This window comes from Pigmentiphaga aceris (assembly GCF_008119665.1).
Classification (GTDB): Bacteria; Pseudomonadota; Gammaproteobacteria; order Burkholderiales; family Burkholderiaceae_B; genus Pigmentiphaga; species Pigmentiphaga aceris.
In genome coordinates, this window is record NZ_CP043046.1 from 3,379,322 (window position 1) to 3,401,130 (window position 21,809).

Genomic DNA, 21,809 nt, shown 5'->3' on the forward strand with positions numbered 1-21,809 from the left:
ATGTTCGGCCTGAGTCCACGTCGCGACGTTACGGTCGCGACCCGCTTCGGCGAACGCCAATTGCGCGCGGCTGCGGCGGGCACCGAAATATCGGTGGCCGATGTGCTGATTTCAGTCCACGGCGAAGCGATGTGCATCCAGCATGCTTTGGATCGCGCCGCACGCATGGATGCCGGGTTGCCGGAAACCGGCAGCCCAGCATCGACGCACACCGACGACCTGCGTCTGTACACGGAAGCCGGACTGCGCGCATGGCCGGCCTGGCCCATGCGACTTGGCCGCAGCGTTTTTCTGCGCGCGGAAGACACCGCGCCAACGGTGTTGGATACCCCAGCACCGCTGCCGGCGCAGCTTGCGCAATTGCGCAGCCGCCATCCTGGCAAGCAGCACTTCCGCATTGCACTGGTCAATGGCTTTGGTGGCAACCTGGGCGACACGATGCTGGGCGCAACAGCGTGGCGTAGCGTATGGCCGCAGTTGCGCGACGCGCTGGGCAGCGTCGCCGTCGATGCGCTGCTCGGCCCCGGCATGCCGGTGGCCGTGGCTGAACTGATTGCGCACGAGGACGGCATCGAACAGGTGAGCTTCCTGGGCCCCACGTTGCAGCAGTTCGCCCGCTACGACGCGTACTTCGATTTCACCGACCTGATCGACCTGCCACGCTACTTCGACATGGCCGCAGTAGATTGGTCCTGCTGGTGGATGGGCCTGGACCCGACAACCATTCCCGCTACGGACAAACGCAATCGCTTGCAGTTGCCCGACGAAGCCTGGCAATGGGCCAGACAGCGGCTGGCCGCCCTGCCCGCGCCACGCGTACTGTTCGCCTGGCAGGCCTCGATGCCCTTGCGCAGCATGCCCGAGGACAGCGCACGCCGCTTTGTGCAGGCGCTGCTTGCCGCCGCGCCGCACCTGACATTGCTCACCGACCGACCGCTCGGGCTTGTGCATCCACGCATGTACGACTTGGGCGCGGAGGCCGACAGTGCCGAGAAAATGATGGCGCTGACGGCGCAGGCCGATGGCCTGATTACGGTAGACAGCCTGGCGCAGCATGTGGCCGATGCAGCTGGTGTCCCCACCGTGATGCTGCTTGCAACGCTGCCGCATGGGCGTTTCCCCTATTACCCCGCCATGCGCATCGTCACGCCGCCTGGCATGGAGCATCTACCCGGATGGGGTAAGGTGAAAGTCGCCGAGGCCGACTGGGCGAGTATGCAGGGCAGCTATACGCAGGCGTGGGACGCCGTCGATCCGTTGGCCTGCTGGCAGTTGCTTCAGGGACAAATGGCCGGGCGTGTGGTTGGTGAGGCACGCGTCCGCACTGGTGCGCCATGGACGTCGGGAAGCCAGTGTGCATGGCAGCCCGGTGCGCCCTTCCCCCACGATCGCCAGCGCCCGGTCAACGCCTGGATGGATCAGCAACTGCTCGACATCGCGCGTCAGTTGACGCTGCCCGGCCAGACCATTGTCATGGCAAGCGGCGACCACGATGCACTTGCCACCACACTGGCGGCACGCCTGGGCAACGATGGGGTGCTGCATGTGTTCGAGCCGCGCCGGCTACGCGCGCAGCGTCTGGCGGCAGAGGCTATGCACAAAGGCGCTTACGCGCTGCACCTGCACGCCTTTGCAGCGGCGGCATCGGCAGGCCTGGGTTCCATCCCCGATTTCGATCCTGCCAGCGAGGCCGACCCCGCAAGCTGGGGCAACTCGCTGTGTTCGGTCCGCATCCCCATGGCACCGATCGACAGCCTTGCGCTGGAACATTGCCGGCTGCTGTTGCTGCGTCCACCGCAAGATGTGCTGGATGCGCTGCGTGGTGCGCGCGGACTGTTGACGCGTACCCGGCCTGTGGTACTTGCCGGGCCGGTCGCGCCAGCGGTGGCTCAGGCTATCGTGGAGTTGTTGGCGGCACACCAGTACACCGTGCTCGGTGCCCGGCATTCACCTGGGGATGCCGTGCCCGTGCTGCTGCTGGCTACACCGCAGGAACAGCCCATACAAGCCAAGGGCTTTGCGCCCATTACGGCAGTGCCTGCACCCGTGCAGTAATGCAGCCTGACGAGCCTGCCTGGACACGCTCGCGTCCAGTGCGATACCGGATCAAGCACTCGCCGCCTGACCTGACCTCATGGTCATGAACCACAGGGCCAGGTCATTCCAGGTAAGCGCCCAAAGTGCGCTTTATAAAAAAAACACCAGACGGTGAAAACAATGACGATCCTTTGTCACGCAGCTTATCGGCGACGCGGATCACCCGTGCTCGACACTCCCGGGCTGATACCAGTGGCCGCCTCTGTGCGCTGGCGTTCGTAGTACTCGTAATCCGGCAAGGTGGCGCAGGCCGGACCGTCTGGCAACTGAGTTGCCCGGCACTGTGCGGCGGTGCTCCGCATGCCGTTGTAGAGCGTACGTTCCATGGATGTGTCGGCACATCCGGCGAGCAGAAGAAGCGTGATGCAAAGTGCGGGGCAGCGGCGCATGGACGTTCCTTTCAAAATGATCCGTGTTGGGGTGGGTGTCGAGCCTGGTCTGTCATGGGCACATCAAACATGGACACATCAAACATGGGCACATCAAACGACGACATTGCGCCCGGCCAGGCCCATCATCGCCAAGCTAGACCTCATTCTGGCCAAGCGCAAGGTCTGCGCCAGCAAAGCATGAGGCCAAGCACCGACGCTTGCCACGCCTGTCACAGACGTGAAAACAAGCGCAAAAAAAGACCGCACGCAGCGGTCTTCCAGGTTCTGCAGCCGGCACGCCCACAACACGTGCCTTCGCTGCTTAACCACGTTCCTTGATGATCGGCCACGCCTGCTTCAGGTAATACATCATCGACCAGACCGTCAGCACGGCCGCGATTTCTGCCAGGCGAGCGCCCCAGAAGTGCGCGTCCAGATAACCGCCCAGGGTGCGCTGGTCGAGCAACAGCAAGGGAATTGCCGCCATTTGCGCGGCGGTCTTGAACTTGCCCAGCCAGTGCACGGCCACACTGGTACGCGCGCCCAAAGTGGCCATCCATTCACGCAAGGCCGAGATCGTGATTTCGCGCCCGATGATGATCAGCGCGATCACCGTATCGACACGCTGCATGTCCAGCAGGACCAGCAAGGCCGTGCAGACCATCAGCTTATCGGCGACCGGGTCCAGAAACGCGCCGAAGGCTGAAGTCTGGTTCCAACGCCGCGCAAGCCAGCCGTCGAACCAGTCAGTCAGCCCGGCCAGAACGAACCCGACGGCGGCGACCTGGTCGCGCAGCGTGGGAGACAGCACGGTTTCCGGGAGGTAGTACATGGCGACGAGCATCGGGATCATCACGATCCGCAACCAAGTCAACAAAATGGGGATGTTCAAAGGCATGGGCCGAATGCTAACAGGTGCCGCGATAGCGACGGGGGTGGTAAATGAAACGATCGCAGCAAGCCGGCAAGCGCTGGCCCTGCCTTGCCGATGCGGCGATCAATGAAGCTCGCGGTAAATCCGTTCAGCCAGATCGAAGGACACGCCTTCTACCGTAGCCAGTTCTTCCACGCTTGCGTTGGTTACGCCACGCAAGCCACCAAAACGCGCCAGCAAACGCTGACGACGCTTGGCCCCCACTCCGTCGATTTCTTCCAGACGAGAGGTGTTGCGTGTCTTGGCCCGACGCGCACGCATGCCGGTAATGGCAAAACGGTGCGCCTCGTCGCGGATCTGCGCCACCAGCATCAGCGCGGCAGATTCGCCGCCCAAAGCCAGTGGTGCTCGACCGTCGGCAAAGATCAGGGTTTCCAGGCCGACCTTGCGCCCTTCCCCCTTGGCCACGCCCACGATCAGCGCGATGTCCATGCCCAGTTCTTCGAACACCTGGCGGGCAACCTCGACCTGACCCTTGCCACCGTCCACCAGCACAATGTCCGGCGTGACACGATCGGCATCCGACACGCGTTCGTATCGACGCGTCAGCACCTGGCGCATCGCAGCGTAATCGTCGCCGGGCGTGATGTCACTGATATTGAAACGTCGATACTCTTTTGGCTGTGTGGCGTGGTGGTGGTAGATCACACAGGACGCCTGCGTCGCCTCGCCTTGCGTGTGACTGATGTCGAAACACTCGATGCGCAGTGTCTCAAGCGAACCTTCATCCACGTCCAGGCCCAACGTTTCCGCCAGGGCACGCGTGCGCGCCTGCTGCGAGCCGGCTTCGGCCAGCAGTCGGGACAAGGCAAATTCAGCGTTCTTTTTTGCCTGATCCAGCCAACTGCGACGCAGACCCTGCGGCTGACGGATCAGGTTGATGCGGGTGCCGGACTGCTCGGACAAGGCGTCGATGGCGGAATTGTCGGGTGGCTCATGCGACACCACGATGGCGGGCGGAATGCTGCGCTCGACATAATGCTGCGACAGGAATGCATCCAGCACATCGCCCGGCGAATCGCCGTCGAAATGCACGGGGAAGAACGCCTTGTCACCCAGATGACGCCCGCCGCGCACAATCGCCAGATTCACGCACACACGCCCACCCAGCATAGCCACGGCAACTACGTCGGCGTTTTGATCACCGTCGGCTTCCATGGTCTGCTGATGCAGGACGCGCGACAAAGCACCCATCTGGTCGCGCAGCGCGCCGGCTTCTTCGAACTTCAGTGCCTCGGCCGCCGCATACATGCGCGCTTCCATTTCACCCAGCACCTGCTGTGTTTCCCCACGCAGGAAACGCACGGCGCGCTGCACATCCTGCTGATAGTCCTCGTGCGGGATGGCGTTCACACAGGGGCCGGAGCAACGCTGGATCTGATACAGCAGACAGGGGCGCGAGCGGTTGGCAAAGACAGTGTCTTCACAGGTACGAAGGCGAAACACCTTTTGCAGAATCTGGATGCTTTCACGCACGGCCCAGGCACTGGGGAACGGACCGAAGAACTGGTTCTTGCGGTCGGTATTGCCCCGGTAATAGGCCACGCGTGGCCACTCGTGGCCGGTAATCTTCAAGTACGGATAGGACTTGTCGTCGCGGAACAGAATGTTGTAGCGCGGCGATAGCGACTTGATCAGGTTGTTTTCAAGCAGCAGCGCTTCGGCTTCCGAGCGCGTGACGGTCACTTGCACGCGCGCAACCCGAGCCACCATATGCGCAATGCGCGGGCTGCTGGAGGTCTTCTGGAAGTAAGACGACACGCGCTTTTTCAGCTCGCGCGCCTTGCCCACGTACATGACCTCGCCTTCGGCGTTGATGTGCCGATACACACCTGGCTTGTTCGGCAGGCCGGACAGGAAACGCTTCAGGTCGAAGGCGTCGGGGGTTGATGCGATAGGGCTGGCGGACTTGGCTGGGGAAGACGCTGATGGATCAGACGGCTGGTCAACCGCCGGCCTGCCAGAGGTCGCCGCATCAGCCTTCCCTTCTTCCTGCGCCTTGGCCGGCACATCATCGTCCTCGGGCGGCAAGACCACAGTCATCAGCCTTCCGCGCGCGCGGCTCGGCGAGCGGCACGGAAGCGTGGCAGGGCCTGGAGCGTGGCCCAGTCAGGCGCAGCCGTGACGGGCATCAGGCGACGGATGCGGGCCGTCGACGCGGGGTCGGGCGTGTGCATCAATCGCGTCAGCAGATCGTCGGCCAAGTCGGGACGATTGCAGACCAGCACCATGTCGCAACCTGCCGCCAATGCAGCCTTGGCGCGCGCCAGCATGTCACCGGCAACCGATGCACCTTCCATCGACAAGTCATCAGAAAACACTACGCCGTCGTAGGCCAGCTTGCCGCGCAAAATGGTTTTGATCCACTTGCGCGAGAACCCAGCCGGGTGGCGATCGACCTTGGGGTAGATCACGTGTGCGGGCATGACGGCGGGCAAGACCGCGTCGCCCAGCCATTGATAAGGCGCAGCGTCGTGTTCGAGAATTTCTGCCAGCGGGCGCTCATCGACCGGAATGGCCAAGTGTGAATCCGCATGGACAAAACCGTGGCCGGGGAAATGCTTGCCGCATGCGCCCATGCCCGCCAGCGCCAGCCCTTGCGCCAAGGCACGGGCCAACATGGCAACCACGCGCGGATCGGCATGGAAGGACCGATCGCCGATCACGGTGCTGCCACCATAGTCCAGATCCAGCACCGGGGCGAAGCTGAAATCGACACCGCAGGCACGCAACTCTGAGGCCAGCACGTAGCCGATTTCGGTTGCGCGACGCATTGCCCCCATCGGGTCGTGCATCCACTGCTCGCCCAGGGTTCGCATGGCGGGCAAAGACGTAAATCCATCGCGGCGGAAACGCTGCACGCGGCCACCTTCGTGGTCTACCGCGATCAGCAGCGGTTCGCTGCGGGCAGCGTGAATCTCGGCGGTCAGGGTTTGCAGTGCGGCGCGGCTGGTGAAGTTGCGTGCGAACAGAATCACGCCGCCCACCAGGGGATGGCGCAGGCGTTCACGTTCTGCGTCGGTCAGCACGATGCCGGCCACATCGACCATGACCGGGCCGGGTGCGAGCGAATCCGAGGGGGAAACCGAGGTGGTTTCCGGCACCAGCACAGAGGAGATCACGGAAGACACGGCGGAAGGCAGGATAGAAGAAGTCACAATAGCGGAATCAGAAACTGGGGCAGATACGAGATTCGGGTCGGAATCCAGGGCAGGCGTAATGCCGGGGTTCAGGTCAGCGTTCGGGCCAAGATCGGCGGCATCACAGGCAGGCGCAGCATCGCGCAGAAGATCGGCATCAATGGAACGGTCAAGACGAGCACTGGCAGCAGGGTCGGCAGCAAGCTCAGTACCCAGACCAAGGCCCGGCACATTCGCCAACACGCGATTTGCCGCCGCCGTGGCTTCCATCATTATCGCGGGCCAGGCGAACATGCCGCCCCACGCCCACCAGCCGGCAAGCTGAGCGCTCTGCACCCAGTCTTGCACGATCGAGTCCCGCAACATCGGGGCTGGAAAAATAGACGCTGGATTGACCGCCAAGTAAGCCATCGGGTCCTGAAAAACCAGGGCCTGAAGCGCCTCGACGTTGGCGACGGGAGGCGCTTCCACGCCACGCGCTACCGACATTGCTGTGCCCGAAGGCACGATAGACAGAGAAAGTGACGGGGCAAGTAACGAGGCAAGTAACGGGGCAAGTGAGCGATCAGACGCCCGGCGCGCGACGCTCGACCACGACATAGGCGGCTGCCATATCGGATTCATCAGTGATGGAAACATGCGCCGCCCCAAATCTTTCGATGTACCAGCTGTGAAGCGGTTCGGCGATGACAAGCACCGGACGGCCGCCTGGTGCGTTCAAAGTCTGCACACGTCGCCACGTCATGGGCATGCGCATTCCCAGGCCGATAGCCTTGGAAAACGCTTCCTTGGCGGCGAAGCGGGTCGCCAAAAAGCGCACCCCCCGCTGCGGATCACGGGCAGAACGTGCACGAAACTTGGCAAGTTCTTCAGGCCCGAGGATCTTGGCAGCGAACCGTTCACCACGACGCGCCAACGCGGCTTCGATGCGATCGATGCGCAGCAGGTCAGTGCCAATCCCGGCAATCGCGACAGGCGCTGGCATGGGATTCGGCGAGACCGATGCAGCCGGTGCCTGCACGGCAAGCGTCACAGGCTTGCCTTCAGTGGATGCGTTGCCGTCAGCAGCCGTGTCTGTCATTTCGCCATGCCCGGCTGCGTGCGCACAGCAGCAAGCCGCGCCTGAAGCATCTTGGTCTTCATCTCGCGAACCGCCTGGGTCCAGCCGACAAACACCGCTTCGGCAACGATGGCGTGACCGATGTTCAACTCCTTGATGCCATCAAGCGCCGCAATCGGCTCGACGTTACCCAGGTGCAGGCCGTGGCCGGCGTTCACGATCAAGCCTGCACGCAGGCCATCGGCGACACCATTGCGCACACGTGCAAGTTGCGCATCGAATTCTTCAGCCGGCGCTTCCGCATACGCACCGGTGTGCAATTCGATGACAGGTGCACCTGCACGCGCTGCCGCCTCGATCTGGCGCGCGTCTGCATCAATGAACAAAGACACCCGAATGCCCGCGTCCTGCAAGCGCTTGACCGCGCTGGACACGGTGTCGAAATGGCCCGCGACATCCAGGCCACCTTCAGTGGTCAATTCCGCACGTCGTTCGGGAACCAGACACACGTCCTGCGGCTTCACCTGGCAGGCAATCGCCAGCATTTCTTCGGTAACGGCGCACTCAAGATTCATGCGGGTGCGCAGTTGGCCGCGCAACGCAAATACGTCCGCGTCTTGAATGTGGCGGCGATCTTCACGCAGATGCAGCGTGATCAGATCGGCACCGGCTTCCTCGGCAAGCAAGGCAGCGCGAATGGGGTCGGGATAGATCGTGTGCCGTTGCTGACGCAAGGTGGCCACGTGGTCGATGTTTACGCCAAGATCGATCATAAGTCCTGCAAATCGTGAAGCACACGGCGCGTCGCCAACGGACGGCCATTCATATGATAGTCGAGACGTTCGCGCAGCAAGCGCCGCAGCGCTGGCTCGTCGGGTACGTCGTCGAAGTCGTCGGCAACCAGCGCCACCAGCGTGGTTCCGGGCACCACGCCAGCCTTGCCGGCGTCGTTGGCATCGGCGTGCTCGACACCACCCTGCACCTGAACCCGATACCAGCGGTCCGCCTCGATGGGGTCGCCTTTTTCGGTCACCGACGGATCGAAGCCATAACCTATCTCGCGCAGCAAGGCCCACTCGAAACTGCGCAAGGCAGCAGACACGCCAACGCCGGACGACAGACGCGCCAAGGTTTCGATGTATGTGTCGTAGATAGCCTCGTGCGCATCGTCACGGGCCATCAGGCGCAGCAGCAACTCGTTCAGATACCAGGCCGACATCATGGCCGAGCCGACCAGGCGCTGTGGGGCACCGCCCCACTCTGCCCGAACCAGGGTCTTGACCTCGCCGCCGCCCGACCAGCTCAGGCGCAGCGGCTGGAACGTGGCCAGTACCGAACGCAAAGCCGAGTGCGGCCGCTTGGCCCCTTTAGCCACCATGGCCACTCGGCCATGCGCACGCGAAAAAACTTCTGCAATCAGCGAGGTTTCGCGATACGCGTAGCTGTGCAGCAAAAAAGCAGGTGCGTCATCGACGCGTTGGGACGGCCGTGCCCGACTGCTGCGAGCAGCCGGACGCCTTCCCACTACTTCACTCATAACCCAGATCGCGCAGCGCGTTTTCGCGATCAGCCCAACCGCGACGCACCTTCACATAAACTTCCAGGTGCACCGGCTTGTCGAGCATCTTGGAGATGTCCTGGCGCGCTTCAGTAGCAATGCGCTTCATGCGCTCGCCGTTGGCACCGATCAGGATCGGGCGGTGGCTGTCGCGGTCCACGATCACACATGCCGCAATGCGGGCATGGCCATCGGACTCTTCCCATTGTTCGATGACCACGGTTGCGCCGTAGGGCAACTCGTCACCGACCAGGCGGAAGATCTTTTCGCGCACCAGTTCAGCGGCAATGAAGCGCGCCGGACGATCGGTCAGCGTATCGGCCTCGAACATGGCCTCGCCTTCCGGCAAACGGTTGGCGATCTCGTCGAGCAGGTGATCCAGCTGGCGCGACTTGGCCGCGCTGACGGGAATCACTGCATCGAAGGGATGCGTCGCGACGATCTTCTGCACGTAAGGGAACAGCGAATCGCGATCTTTCAGCAGATCGGTCTTGTTGACGGCCAGAATGGTCTTGGCGGCCGGCGGCAGCATGGGCAGCAGGTTGGAATCACCTTCTGACCACTTGCCGGCCTCGACTACCTGCACGACCACATCGACGTTGGCCAGCGACTGGCTGACCACACGATTCATCATGCGGTTCATGGTGCCGGCGTGGCGGGTCTGGAAACCAGGCGTGTCGATGAACACGAACTGCTCGTGATCACGCGTCAGTACACCCTGGATGCGGTGACGCGTGGTTTGTGCCTTGCGGGACACGATGCTGATTTTCGCGCCAACCAAGGCGTTCAACAATGTCGACTTGCCGACATTGGGACGGCCGATGATGGCAACGTAGCCGCAGCGGAACGGACGGGGGGCGGTTTGATCGCTCATGACTTTGACGGACTGGCGACAGGCGATACGCCTGACGCGGATGAATCGGGGGACGTGTCTGCAGGTGCCATGCCGGCGGCTTGCACCACGGCAACAGGCAGCGACAGTTGGGCAGTCTTGCGGGCGCGCGGTGCCCGCTTGGGCGGCACTGCATTGATGGCAAGTGCGGCTTCCAGCGCGCGTTTGGCACCTTCCTGCTCGGCGGCACGGCGGCTTCCGCCCGTGCCCACCACCTGCACTTCAAGCTTCGGAATCGAGCACTCGACTTCGAATTCCTGGCTGTGCGCCGCACCGTGGGTAGCCACCACAGTGTAGATCGGCAATGCGAGCTTGCGCCCTTGCAGGTACTCCTGCAACAAGGTTTTCGCGTCTTTACCAAGTGTCTTGGGATCGACGGTTTCCATCACTGGCTGGTACAGACGTGCAATCACCTTGCCTGCCGTCTCGAAATTCGAGTCGATGAAAATCGCCCCGAAAATCGCTTCGACCGTATCGGCAAGGATGGACGGGCGACGGAAGCCGCCGCTCTTGAGTTCGCCCTCGCCCAGTCGCAGGTAACGCGACAAGTCCAGGCGCTGCGCGATTTCGGCCAGCGATGCCTGCTTGACCAGATTGGCACGCAGCCGTGACAGGTCGCCTTCGTCGATGCGGCTGAAGCGCTCGTACAACAAGGTGGCGACTGAGCAATTCAACACGCTGTCGCCCAGGAATTCCAGGCGTTCGTTGTGTTTGGCGCTGTGACTACGGTGCGTAAGCGCCTGTTCAAGCAACGCAGCGTTCTTAAACTGGTAGTCCAGCTTGGTTTCTAACGTATTCAAACTCAAATTCATGCGTTCGCCTTGGCGGTACACGGCTGGCACGCGGCCAACCGTGTGATGCGCATCGCAGGGCGAAATCGGGACGGTGCGGCAACGAACCAGATCAATGGAATCGTCCGATGCGCTTCAAGTCGCTGAAATTCATCCATACGAAGAATGCTTTGCCCACGATGTTCGCCTCGGGCATGAAGCCCCAATAACGGCTATCGAGGCTGTTGTCCCGATTATCGCCCATCATGAAATAGTTACCTGCGGGCACGGTGCAGCGCACCCCTTCCCTGCTGTACGTGCAAGCATTCATATTGGGGAAGGAGCTGACCATGCCGATCTCGCCGGAACGGCCGGGATCGTTGAGGATGTCGTGGTCGACACCATCAAAGGTCTCGGTGAAACGCTGCGTATAGGTCACGCGGTCGGGATCGAAATAATCCCCGGCTGCTGCAGTCGGTACCACCTTGCCGTTCACCGTCAGGCGCTTGTTCAGGTAAGCCACTTCGTCGCCGGGCAGCCCGACCACACGCTTGATGTAGTCGATTTGCGGGTCGACCGGATACCGGAACACCACCACGTCGCCACGCTTGGGATCGTTGAACGGAATGACCTTGTTGTTCAGGATGGGCAGGCGAATGCCGTAGGTGAACTTGTTCACCAGGATCAGATCGCCAACCTGCAGCGTGGGAATCATCGAACCCGACGGAATGCGGAAGGGTTCGACGATGAACGAACGCAAGGTGAAGACGAACAGGATCACCGGGAAGAAGCTGGCCGAATATTCGACCCACCACGGCGCGCGAGCGGCCTGACTGACCGCTTCCTGGCGCAGACGTGCTGCTTCGGCGTCACCGCTCGATGCACGGATGCTCGGTGCGCTGACATTGTCAAAACGTTCGCCCGCCGCAATGGCACGCGCCCGACGCTGCGGCTGCAGCACCCAGCGGTCCAGCGCCCACGCAATGCCGGTAACCACCAGCAGCACGAACAGGATCAACGCAAAGTTCAAACTCATGCACGTGCCCCTTGCAAACCTTGCATCGCAGCGATCACTTGTCCTCCACCTGCAGGATGGCCAGGAAGGCCTCTTGCGGAATTTCCACGTTGCCGACGTTCTTCATGCGCTTCTTGCCGGCCTTCTGCTTTTCAAGCAGCTTCTTCTTGCGCGAGATGTCGCCGCCGTAGCACTTGGCCAGCACGTTCTTGCGCATTGCCTTGACGTTCTCGCGGGCGATGATTTCCGCCCCGATTGCGCCTTGAATGGCGATGTCGAACATCTGGCGCGGTATCAGTTCACGCATCTTGGCGGTCACCGCACGGCCACGGAAACGCGCGTTCGAACGGTGCACGATCATGGCGAGTGCATCGACGCGGTCGCCGTTGATCATCAGGTCAACCTTGACCACGTCAGCGGCACGGTATTCCAGGAACTCGTAGTCCATGGACGCATAACCGCGTGACACCGACTTCAGCTTGTCGAAGAAGTCCAGCACGATCTCGGCCAGCGGCATTTCATAGACCAGGTGAACCTGGCGGCCGTGGTAGGTCATGTCCATCTGGTTGCCGCGTTTGGAGATGCACAGCGTGATGACCACGCCCACATATTCTTGCGGCATGAACAAAGTGACGGTGACGATCGGTTCGCGCACTTCGAGAATGTGGCCGACTTCAGGCATTTTCGACGGGCTGGCGACTTCGATCACACTGTTGTCGCGCTGCACGACCTCGTAGACCACCGACGGTGCCGTGGTGATCAGGTCCATGTTGAATTCGCGTTCCAGGCGCTCCTGCACGATTTCCATGTGCAAGAGGCCCAGGAAGCCGCAGCGGAAACCAAAGCCCAGTGCGGACGACACTTCAGGCTCGTACTGCAGCGCGGCATCGTTGAGCTTCAGTTTTTCGAGCGAATCGCGCAGCGCGTCGAAGTCGCTGGACTCAACCGGGAACAATCCCGCAAACACCTGCGGCTTGACTTCCTTGAAGCCGCCGAGCGCCTCGGGCGCGGGCTTGGCCGCGTGCGTGACCGTATCGCCGACCTTCGCGCTTTCCAGCGTCTTGATGCCGGCAATGATGAAGCCCACCCCGCCTGCCGTCAGGAATTCGCGCGGCTGAGACTTCGGCGTGAAAACGCCGACGTGCTCGCACAGGTGGGTTGCACCGGTTGCCATCATCAGCAGCTTTTCCTTGGGTCGCAAGGTGCCGTTGACCACACGAACCAGCATGACCACGCCCACGTAGTTGTCGAACCACGAGTCGATGATCAGGGCTTGCAGCGGGCCGTCCGGATCGCCAACAGGCGCGGGAATACGGGCGATGACACCTTCGATGATGTCGTCGATGCCCATGCCGGTCTTGGCGCTGGCAAGAATCGCTTCGTCAGCGGAGATGCCGATGACTTCTTCGATTTCCTTGCGCGCGTTGTCGGGATCGGCCGAGGGCAGATCCATCTTGTTCAGCACCGGCACGACCTCAACGCCGAGGTCGAGCGCCGTATAACAGTTGGCCACGGTCTGGGCTTCGACGCCTTGAGAAGCGTCCACCACCAGCAAGGCCCCCTCACACGCGGACAGCGAGCGGCTGACCTCGTAGGAAAAGTCGACGTGTCCCGGCGTGTCGATGAGGTTCAGCTCATACGTCTTGCCGTCGCGCGCGACATACTTCAGCGCGGCAGTCTGGGCCTTGATGGTGATGCCGCGCTCGCGTTCGATATCCATCGAGTCGAGGACTTGGGCCTCCATCTCACGATCGGACAAGCCGCCGCAACGGTGGATGATGCGGTCGGCCAGGGTCGATTTACCGTGGTCGATGTGGGCGATGATCGAGAAATTGCGTATCTGCTGCATGCGATGTCGTAGTGACCGGCAGAACAGAACCGATCGGTGATCCTTCAAATAAAAGGGGGCGCCAAGCGCCCCCGTTCGGTGCTGCCGGCCGGGTTCAACCCGGTCGGCAGACGTGTCGCGTGCCGCATTTTACTTCTACCGGCACGCGGCGTCTTCTTTACTGCTTATTTGCCGACGTCTATCGCAAATTACTTGGCGAGCTTGACGGTAACCCATTGGGTCAGTTCGTCGCGGCGCACCAGCAAGCCGTAGGTTTTACCCTTTTCCAGCTTCGCGGTCAGCGTGCGGTACTGGTTGACGTTGACGATTTCCGTGGTACCCAAGGCCATCACGATATCACCCGGACGAATACCAGCACGTTCCGCTGCGCCTTCCACGGTCTGCACCTGCACACCACCCTGGATGCTCAGTTCAGCGCGACGTGCAGCCGGCACTTCGATCACGGCCAAGCCCAAGGTGTCGATCTGGTTCTTGGGCTCGTCGGGTGCCTTGCCCGGGGTGGGCACCTTGGCATCCTTGTCGGCCTGAAGCTCGGTAACCACCACGTTGACGGTGCGGGAATTACCCAGACGCCACACCTGCACCGGCACGCTGACGCCCGGCTTGGTGTCACCCACGGCGCGCGGCAGATCGGACAAACGCTCGATTGTGCGATCGCCAAACTTCAGAACCACGTCGCCAGGCTGGATGCCAGCCTTTTCTGCCGGGCTACCCTTTTCGATGGCACGAACCAATGCGCCTTGCTGGGTTTTCAGGCCCAAGGCTTCAACGATGTCACGGGTGACTTCGCCGATCTGCACGCCGATACGGCCACGGACCACACGACCGGATGCGCGCAGTTGTTCCACCACACGCATGGCGTCGTCGATCGGGATCGCCAGCGAGATGCCCATGAAGCCACCGTTGCGCGAGATGATCTGCGAATTGATGCCGATCACTTCACCGCGCATGTTCAGCAAAGGACCACCCGAGTTGCCCGGATTGACGGCTACGTCAGTCTGGATGAACGGCAGATAATCGCCCGTGTCACGACCCTTCGCACTGACGATGCCAGCGGTGACGGTCGAATCCAGGCCGAACGGCGAACCGATGGCCATGACCCATTCGCCCTTGCGCAAGGTGCTTGGATCACCGATACGCAGCGGGGTCAGGCCCGTGGCTTCGATCTTGATCAGCGCCACGTCGGTACGTTGGTCCGAGCCAATGATCTTGGCCTTGAACTCACGGCGATCGGTCAGCGTGACCGTAATCTCGTCGGCACCTGCCACCACGTGGTGGTTGGTCAGAATGAAACCGTCATTGGAGATGAAGAAACCCGAGCCCACGCCACGCGGGACTTCACGTTCTTCGCCACCACCACCGCCGCCACCACGAGGACCACGCGGCGTGGTGCCAGGGCCATTGCCCTGACCGGGCATTTCGAAATCGGGGCCGAAGAACCATTTGAACAGTTCAGCGGGGTCTTGGCCGCCAGGCGCGGGGCCGCGTGCGGATATTTTCGCACTGGTACGGATATTCACGACAGCGGGGTCGGCCTGATCGACCAGATCGGTAAAGTCAGGCAAACCACGCGTCTGGGCTTGTGCAATCGAACCCATCAGCATGGCAAACGCGGCAAACAGCATGAGCATGCTGTGACGCGCAAAGCGCCGCGACATGGACTGTGGCATGAAACACTCCGGGTCAAGAAACAGAAATCGGGAACTGGGAATTCAAAACAACGAATTCAGGGACAACGAATTCAAAAACGGCGAATTCAACACTGCAAATTCAAACAAGCATAGGCCGGCGCAACCGAACACGGTGCGCCGACCTGCAAACATTGTGCCGCAACCATTACCTGCGGCTGCCCGGCTTATTTCGAGGCGGGTTGGTGAACAATCGAATCGGCGACCTTGCGCACGGTTTCCGGCGGTGCTTCACCCAGTACCGTCAGCCAGTATTCGCCATAACGACGACCGAATACATGGATGGCACCACGCGACATCGACCCCGACGCTTGCGGATGCGAATCGGTAGCCGGCTCGATGAATACCGAGATGGCAGCCATGCCGTCAGCCATCACCAACTGCTTGACGTCCGAACGTTCGCCCATGGACCGCTTGACCTCGGTCACCTTGCGAAAGCCCGACACTTCACCTACGTTCCAGCCCATGGACGCCAGATCGATAGGCGTCACCTTCGTGCGTTGCACGGTCCAATCCTTGGTCGACCACTTCGACTTGAGTTTGCTGCGGTCAACCCCAACACCCACCGTCAGGGACGTGAACGCCAGCTGTTCAAGTACCTCGCCATTGGCATCCACCGTTTTGGCCTTCAACAGCAAACCCGATTCGACATCGGCACAGAGCAGATAACCGTAACGTTCGCTGTCGACCGGCGTGAGGCTGATGGCCTGACAATCCCGGTCGGCAACACGCTGCGGCTCGGGCTTGATCGACAGGCGATAACGATCGCCCAGGGCTTCCACCGATCCCAGCAATACACCGGGGAAACGCTCACGGGTGGGCCGATCCTCGATCACGATCAATTGCTTGTCGGGAATCAGGCACTGCACTTCTTCGTTGTGCCGAATGAATTCCGTGGGCACACCGTCGAGGATTTCCAGCCGCTCATGCTCGCCCGTGGCATCGACCACATGGGTAAGCCGCGAGGACTGCATGAAGCTGCCCTGCTGATAAGTATAGGTACCGCTGTAATCAAGTTTTTGTGCAGCCGCCTGAATACGGCGCAACACCGACAGATCATTGCCATCGGTTTGCGGCGGCGTAGCAAACGCCACGCTGCCGTGCGCCAGAAAGCCTGCTGCAACCACACTGCACAACAACCAGGACAAACGCCCGTTGCCTGAACTAACCGCCATCCCCGGCCCCCTCAACGCTGGGCTGCGGTGGTTCCGACGCTCACCGACACTTGGCGTACGGAATTCAAACCGGAATATTGACGATGGGCATCCAGATAGTCAGCCAGTTGCACGCCGGCGGGCAGGCGACCTGCCTCGACGCTGCTGGCAATGGCCGGGCTGCTGGTGCCCGATCCGCCCGGCAGGAAATAAGGCTGCGCCATCCAGGTGACCGAAGCCACCGCGGCCGCAGCGGCCAAGCCGGGCAAACCATAGCGGGTGACAAACTTGCGGCGACGCGTTGTCGTGTTTCGGCGCGGGGCAGCCACAATGGCGGGCTCGGCGGCAATGGTGGCAGATACCTTGGCGGCAAAACCGGCATTCAACGGTTGGGCCAGCGCCGGAGAGCGCATCACATCACCGATCAGGTGATAGACATCCCAGTCTGCTCGGGCGTCTGCCTTGGACAGCGCGTCGGAGAAGTCCTCGTCGCCAGTTTCGCCGTCCATGAATGCCGACAACCACGCCATATCCGAATCTGAATCGACGAGTTCGCCATGATTACCGGCAACTGCCGTGACTACCGAGCCGTTTTGTTGACGCATGCCTGATTGCATGTCATTACCCTCCGAAACCGGCCTGCGCCGGTCTGACTGATGCCTTGCCGTGCCTATGCACGTCACCGGGCTTGCACCCGGACCGATTGGGCTTGCTACGAAACCCGCAACGATGCGCGCTACCAGCGACGATCATCGTTGTTCCCCAGCAAGGGCTTGAGTCGCGACGCGATTGCCTCGCGCGCCCGGAAAATCCGGGATCGCACGGTACCAATGGGACAACCCATGGCGACGGCAATATCCTCGTAACTCATACCCTCGATTTCCCGCAACACGATCGCCGAGCGCAGCTCTTCGGGCAGAGCTTCGATCGCCGCGTTGACGGTTTCCGCAATTTCACGGCTCGCCAACACTGATTCGGGCGTGTTGTTATCACTTAGGGTGTCGGTTTCGTCGAAAGTTTCACCATCCTCGGTCTCAAATTCAGATGGAGAGCTCGGACGGCGTCCTGACGCGACTAAATGGTTCTTCGCCGTGTTGATCGCGATCCGGTACAGCCACGTGTAAAACGCGCTTTCACCCCGGAATTGCGGCAAGGCCCGGTAAGCCTTGATGAAAGCTTCCTGTGCGACATCCTCGATCTCGGAGGGATCGCGAATCAGTCGAGACAGGAGCCGAAGAATTTTTCGCTGGTACTTGACCACCAGCAGCTCGAAAGCATGCTTGTCGCCACGCTGTACGCGTTCAACCAGGATGGCGTCCGCTTCGCGTTCGCTCATTGGCCCTCCGCGTGGAACTGCGCCGACCGTGCCACGCATATCTGCAGGCGGCGCCAGGCGTCGGCCGACATACTGTCGGACCACAACACCACATTGGTCGAAGAGACGGTTTGGGTTGCCGGACCGGAACACGGCCCGCGCACGCTGACACAGCCCAGTGGTGAGCGTGTCAGTACATCGGGAAGCAGACGATCTGGCTGGTCCAGCCGCGCCAGGGGCGCAAGCGACCATACGCCGTCTGCTGAAATATGTAGGTGGCGGTATCCCGCCATGCTGCGATGGACACGACGACGCCAGGAAACCAGCGCCACCGCAATACTCAGCAGCATGATTGCACCACTGGCTTGCGGCAGCCAGACAGCCGCCGCAATGCCGAGTGCAAGCACGATCGCACCATGCAGACCCAAGTCGAGCCGCGCGGCACGCCGCGACGGCACCAACCGGGTAAACACGGCGAAGCCCGCATCAGGTGCGAGCCCCGCCGCAGAGGCGTGAGCAGCCATCAGACCTTGCGGACGAGCATGGTGCCGTTGGTCCCGCCGAATCCGAACGAGTTGGACATGGCCAAATCGATCTTCATGGGCCGCGCCTCATTGGCGCAGTAGTCCAGATCGCATTCCGGGTCCTGATTGAACAGGTTGATAGTCGGAGGCGAGACCTGGTTATACAGGGCCAGCGTTGTGAAGATCGCTTCGATCCCGCCCGCAGCACCCAGAAGGTGACCGGTCATGGACTTGGTCGAATTCACCACCAGCTTCTTGGCGTGGTCACCGAAAGCAAGCTTCAATGCCTCGCTTTCGTTCTTGTCGCCCAGGGGCGTCGAGGTACCGTGCGCATTCACGTACTGCACTTCTTCGGCATTCAAGCCGCCGTTGCGCAATGCGTTGCGGATGCCACGGCGCGGGCCGTCACGATCCGGCGTGGTGATGTGGTGGGCGTCGGCGCTCATGCCGTAACCCGCGAACTCACCATAAATACGCGCGCCGCGAGCCTTCGCGTGCTCGTACTCTTCCAGCACCATGACACCAGCGCCCTCGCCCAGCACGAAGCCGTCGCGATCGCGATCGAAGGGGCGCGAGGCCGTCTTCGGATCGTCGTTGCGCGTCGACAGCGCACGTGCCGAGGCAAAGCCGCCCACGCCCAGGGGCGAAACGGTTGCTTCGGTGCCGCCAGCGATCATCACGTCGGCATCGCCGTACTCGATCAGACGAGCAGCATCGCCGATGCAGTGCAGACCGGTCGTACACGCCGACACGATCGAATAATTCGGGCCTTTGAAGCCGTAATGGATCGACAACTGGCCAGAGATCATGTTGATGATCGAGGCCGGCACGAAGAACGGCGAAATGCGGCGTGCGCCACGATCGACATATTCCTGGTGCGTGTTTTCAATCAGGGGCAGACCACCGATACCGGAACCGATCAGGACACCGATACGCTCGGCGTTCTCTTCGGTGACCTCGATACCGGCGTCGCGCCATGCCTGGATGCCAGCCGCCATGCCGTAATGGATGAAGGTATCCATGTGACGGGCTTCTTTGGCGGGGATGTAGTCGGCAATGTCAAAGCCGCGCACTTCACCTGCGATTTCGCAGTTGAAGCCCGTAGTATCGAAACGGGTGATGCGGTCGATGCCCGACCGCCCGTTGACGATGTTGTCCCAGGCGGTGGGCACATCATTGCCCACGGGCGAGACGATGCCGAGACCGGTGATGACGACGCGTCGCTTCACAGAAAACTCCTTGGTGATTCGCAGACTGCAGTAACAAACCGTTGCTGGCAAAAAGAAGGCGGCCTTCGGCCGCCCATTTTACCGGCTGGCGGCGCTTACTTCTTGATGTGCGAACTGACGTAGTCGATTGCCTGTTGCACCGTGGTGATCTTCTCGGCTTCTTCGTCCGGGATTTCCGTCTCGAACTCGTCTTCAAGAGCCATCACCAGCTCAACCATATCGAGGGAGTCGGCACCGAGGTCGTCGACGAAAGAAGATTCGGTCTTGATCTCGGCTTCGTTCACGCCGAGTTGCTCAGCGACGATCTTCTTGACGCGCTGTTCGATGCTGTCTAGGGACATGGAGGTCTCCAAAAGGGGCTTAACTAATTTGCGGATTATAGCCATGCGCGCGGGAATGCAGCGCGTGACCGGGACAAACGGGTATCGCTTTGTGCAATACCCCTGAATTAACTCATATACATGCCGCCATTTACGTGCAGGGTGGTACCCGTCACGTAACCGGCTGCAGGCGATGCCAGGAATGCAACGCTGTGTGCAATATCTTCCGGCAGACCAAGACGGCCCAACGGGATTTGCGACAGCAATGCCTTGTGCTGGTCTTCACCCAGATCCTTGGTCATGTCGGTATCGATGAAACCCGGCGCGACACAGTTCACAGTGATATTGCGGCTACCCAGCTCTCTTGCAAGAGCACGGCTCATACCTGCGACGCCGGCCTTGGCCGCCGCGTAGTTTGCCTGACCTGCGTTGCCGCTGGAACCGACGACCGAGGTCACATTGATGATGCGACCCCACTTGGCCTTCATCATGCCGCGCAGCACTGCGCGCGAGATGCGGAAAACCGAAGACAGGTTGGTGTCGATGACGGCAGCCCAGTCATCGTCTTTCATGCGCATTGCGAGCGTATCGCGCGTAATGCCAGCATTGTTGACGAGAATATGCAGGCCGCCAAGCTCCGTGCCGATCTGGTCGATCAGCGCGTCAACCGATGCTGCGTCGTTGACGTTCAGCGTCGCACCACGGCTGCCCGCAGGTGCCGAGGCGAGGTATTCGGTGATCTTGGCTGCGCCGCCATCGGTGGTGGCCGTGCCGACCACGATTGCGCCACGGCTGGCCAGTTCTGCCGCAATGGCTTTACCGATGCCGCGCGATGCGCCGGTCACCAGGGCGACCTTTCCTTGCAATTCCATGTTTACTCCTTAAGCGATGGCTGCCAGCGCCGCGTCAAGCGATGCCGGGTCGGTGATCGCAAGCGCAGTCAATTCGCCATCGATGCGCTTGGTGAGACCGGCCAGAACCTTGCCCGGGCCGCACTCGATAAGATGGGTGACGCCTTGCGCCTTGAAGAACTGCACAGTCTCGACCCAGCGCACGGGGTGCCAGGCCTGGCGCACCAGCGCATCGCGAATCGCCGCAGCATCGGTCGGCGTTGCCACGTCGACGTTGTTGACGACCGTGATCGACGGTGCCGAGATCGTGATGCCAGCCAATGCGGCTGCCAGTTCATCGGCAGCCGGACGCATCAGGCTGGAGTGGAACGGTGCCGACACGGGCAGCGGCAGCGCGCGTTTTGCACCAGCCGCCTTGGCAGCTTCGCATGCACGCGTGACGGCAGCGGCGTGGCCGGCAATCACGACCTGTGCAGGCGCATTGAAGTTGACGGCCTCGACAATCTCGCCCTGCCCCGACTGCGCGCACACTGCGCGAACCGTGTCGTCATCCAGACCGAGAATGGCGGCCATGCCACCGGTACCGACCGGCACCGCACGTTGCATGGCGTCGGCACGAATGCGCACCAGGCGCACGGCATCTTCCAGGCTGAGTGCACCTGCAGCCACCAGCGCGGCGTATTCGCCCAGGCTGTGACCCGCCACCATGTCGGGCATACGGCCACCAGCAGCGCGCCAGGCGTCGAAGAAAGCAACGCCCGCCGTCAACATCACCGGCTGGGTGTTGGTGGTCAGATTGAGCTGTTCTACCGGGCCATGTGCGATCAATGCGCCCAGGTCTTGCCCCAGCGCAGCGCCGGCACGCGCAACGGCGTCAGCCACTGCGGCATTGCCAGCGAAAGCGTCGAGCATGCCGACCGCTTGTGAACCCTGGCCGGGGAAGACAAATGCAATTTTCTTGGTCATCAATTATTCCTGTCGCGGACGCAGCGAGTCAGCGCGGAGTCTGCCCGAAGACAGACTTCCGCGCGATACGCGCGTC

21 protein-coding genes are annotated in these 21,809 nt (G+C 61.6%); 1 reads left to right on the forward strand and 20 read right to left on the reverse strand.

What is annotated here, in order from left to right:
• Positions 1 to 2,055 carry a glycosyltransferase family protein gene (locus FXN63_RS14630; RefSeq protein WP_148815981.1) on the forward strand — a complete coding sequence of 685 codons (2,055 nt, stop codon included), beginning with the start codon at positions 1 to 3 and terminating at the stop codon, positions 2,053 to 2,055.
• Between the two features lie 185 nt (positions 2,056 to 2,240).
• Here the strand turns inward: FXN63_RS14630 and FXN63_RS14635 are convergent, their stop codons facing one another.
• From FXN63_RS14635 to fabD, 20 genes are all read right to left on the reverse strand, one after another.
• Complete coding sequence (locus tag FXN63_RS14635) at positions 2,241 to 2,423, reverse strand: hypothetical protein (RefSeq protein WP_148815982.1); 183 nt, start codon at positions 2,421 to 2,423, stop codon at positions 2,241 to 2,243.
• A 367-nt stretch (positions 2,424 to 2,790) separates the two neighbouring features.
• The gene (gene pgsA / locus FXN63_RS14640; RefSeq protein ID WP_148815983.1) at positions 2,791 to 3,366 is read right to left on the reverse strand and encodes a CDP-diacylglycerol--glycerol-3-phosphate 3-phosphatidyltransferase; all 576 of its coding nucleotides are present in this window, start codon (positions 3,364 to 3,366) and stop codon (positions 2,791 to 2,793) included.
• 99 nt (positions 3,367 to 3,465) lie between these two features.
• Positions 3,466 to 5,445 carry an excinuclease ABC subunit UvrC gene (gene uvrC / locus FXN63_RS14645; RefSeq protein ID WP_148815984.1) on the reverse strand — a complete coding sequence of 660 codons (1,980 nt, stop codon included), beginning with the start codon at positions 5,443 to 5,445 and terminating at the stop codon, positions 3,466 to 3,468.
• Entirely contained in the window at positions 5,445 to 6,452 is a 1,008-nt protein-coding gene (gene nagZ / locus FXN63_RS14650) for a beta-N-acetylhexosaminidase (protein ID WP_148819352.1), read from the reverse strand. The genes uvrC and nagZ overlap by 1 nt, the downstream gene beginning before the upstream one ends.
• Positions 6,453 to 7,107: 655 nt before the next feature.
• Positions 7,108 to 7,527, reverse strand: coding sequence for a holo-ACP synthase (gene acpS / locus FXN63_RS14655; protein WP_148819354.1), 420 nt, complete (start codon positions 7,525 to 7,527; stop codon positions 7,108 to 7,110).
• Positions 7,528 to 7,619: 92 nt separating this feature from the next.
• Positions 7,620 to 8,375, reverse strand: a complete 756-nt coding sequence (locus tag FXN63_RS14660) for a pyridoxine 5'-phosphate synthase (protein WP_148815985.1) — start codon at positions 8,373 to 8,375, stop codon at positions 7,620 to 7,622.
• Complete coding sequence (gene recO / locus FXN63_RS14665; RefSeq protein ID WP_148815986.1) at positions 8,372 to 9,139, reverse strand: DNA repair protein RecO; 768 nt, start codon at positions 9,137 to 9,139, stop codon at positions 8,372 to 8,374. The genes FXN63_RS14660 and recO overlap by 4 nt, the downstream gene beginning before the upstream one ends.
• A complete protein-coding gene (gene era, locus FXN63_RS14670) occupies positions 9,132 to 10,034 on the reverse strand; it encodes a GTPase Era (RefSeq protein ID WP_148815987.1) in 903 nt (300 codons plus the stop codon). The genes recO and era overlap by 8 nt, the downstream gene beginning before the upstream one ends.
• Positions 10,031 to 10,858: a ribonuclease III gene (gene rnc / locus FXN63_RS14675; protein WP_187395232.1), complete on the reverse strand. Its 828-nt coding sequence runs from the start codon at positions 10,856 to 10,858 to the stop codon at positions 10,031 to 10,033. Before rnc ends, era begins: the two co-directional genes overlap by 4 nt.
• Positions 10,859 to 10,955: 97 nt before the next feature.
• The gene (gene lepB, locus FXN63_RS14680; protein WP_148815989.1) at positions 10,956 to 11,858 is read right to left on the reverse strand and encodes a signal peptidase I; all 903 of its coding nucleotides are present in this window, start codon (positions 11,856 to 11,858) and stop codon (positions 10,956 to 10,958) included.
• 34 nt (positions 11,859 to 11,892) lie between these two features.
• Positions 11,893 to 13,686 carry a translation elongation factor 4 gene (gene lepA, locus FXN63_RS14685; RefSeq protein WP_148815990.1) on the reverse strand — a complete coding sequence of 598 codons (1,794 nt, stop codon included), beginning with the start codon at positions 13,684 to 13,686 and terminating at the stop codon, positions 11,893 to 11,895.
• Between the two features lie 188 nt (positions 13,687 to 13,874).
• Positions 13,875 to 15,356: a Do family serine endopeptidase gene (locus tag FXN63_RS14690; RefSeq protein WP_148815991.1), complete on the reverse strand. Its 1,482-nt coding sequence runs from the start codon at positions 15,354 to 15,356 to the stop codon at positions 13,875 to 13,877.
• Positions 15,357 to 15,541: 185 nt separating this feature from the next.
• Positions 15,542 to 16,522, reverse strand: a complete 981-nt coding sequence (locus FXN63_RS14695) for a MucB/RseB C-terminal domain-containing protein (RefSeq protein ID WP_187394903.1) — start codon at positions 16,520 to 16,522, stop codon at positions 15,542 to 15,544.
• A gap of 38 nt (positions 16,523 to 16,560) precedes the next feature.
• Positions 16,561 to 17,133: a sigma-E factor negative regulatory protein gene (locus FXN63_RS14700; protein WP_187394904.1), complete on the reverse strand. Its 573-nt coding sequence runs from the start codon at positions 17,131 to 17,133 to the stop codon at positions 16,561 to 16,563.
• A gap of 131 nt (positions 17,134 to 17,264) precedes the next feature.
• Positions 17,265 to 17,864, reverse strand: coding sequence for an RNA polymerase sigma factor RpoE (gene rpoE, locus FXN63_RS14705; protein ID WP_148815994.1), 600 nt, complete (start codon positions 17,862 to 17,864; stop codon positions 17,265 to 17,267).
• A complete protein-coding gene (locus tag FXN63_RS14710; RefSeq protein WP_148815995.1) occupies positions 17,861 to 18,367 on the reverse strand; it encodes a protein YgfX in 507 nt (168 codons plus the stop codon). Before FXN63_RS14710 ends, rpoE begins: the two co-directional genes overlap by 4 nt.
• Complete coding sequence (fabF, locus tag FXN63_RS14715; protein ID WP_148815996.1) at positions 18,367 to 19,596, reverse strand: beta-ketoacyl-ACP synthase II; 1,230 nt, start codon at positions 19,594 to 19,596, stop codon at positions 18,367 to 18,369. The genes FXN63_RS14710 and fabF overlap by 1 nt, the downstream gene beginning before the upstream one ends.
• A gap of 95 nt (positions 19,597 to 19,691) precedes the next feature.
• Positions 19,692 to 19,937, reverse strand: coding sequence for an acyl carrier protein (gene acpP / locus FXN63_RS14720; RefSeq protein ID WP_148815997.1), 246 nt, complete (start codon positions 19,935 to 19,937; stop codon positions 19,692 to 19,694).
• A 107-nt stretch (positions 19,938 to 20,044) separates the two neighbouring features.
• Positions 20,045 to 20,788: a 3-oxoacyl-ACP reductase FabG gene (fabG, locus tag FXN63_RS14725; RefSeq protein WP_148815998.1), complete on the reverse strand. Its 744-nt coding sequence runs from the start codon at positions 20,786 to 20,788 to the stop codon at positions 20,045 to 20,047.
• Between the two features lie 9 nt (positions 20,789 to 20,797).
• Entirely contained in the window at positions 20,798 to 21,733 is a 936-nt protein-coding gene (fabD, locus tag FXN63_RS14730) for an ACP S-malonyltransferase (protein ID WP_148815999.1), read from the reverse strand.
• Positions 21,734 to 21,809: the final 76 nt, after the last annotated feature.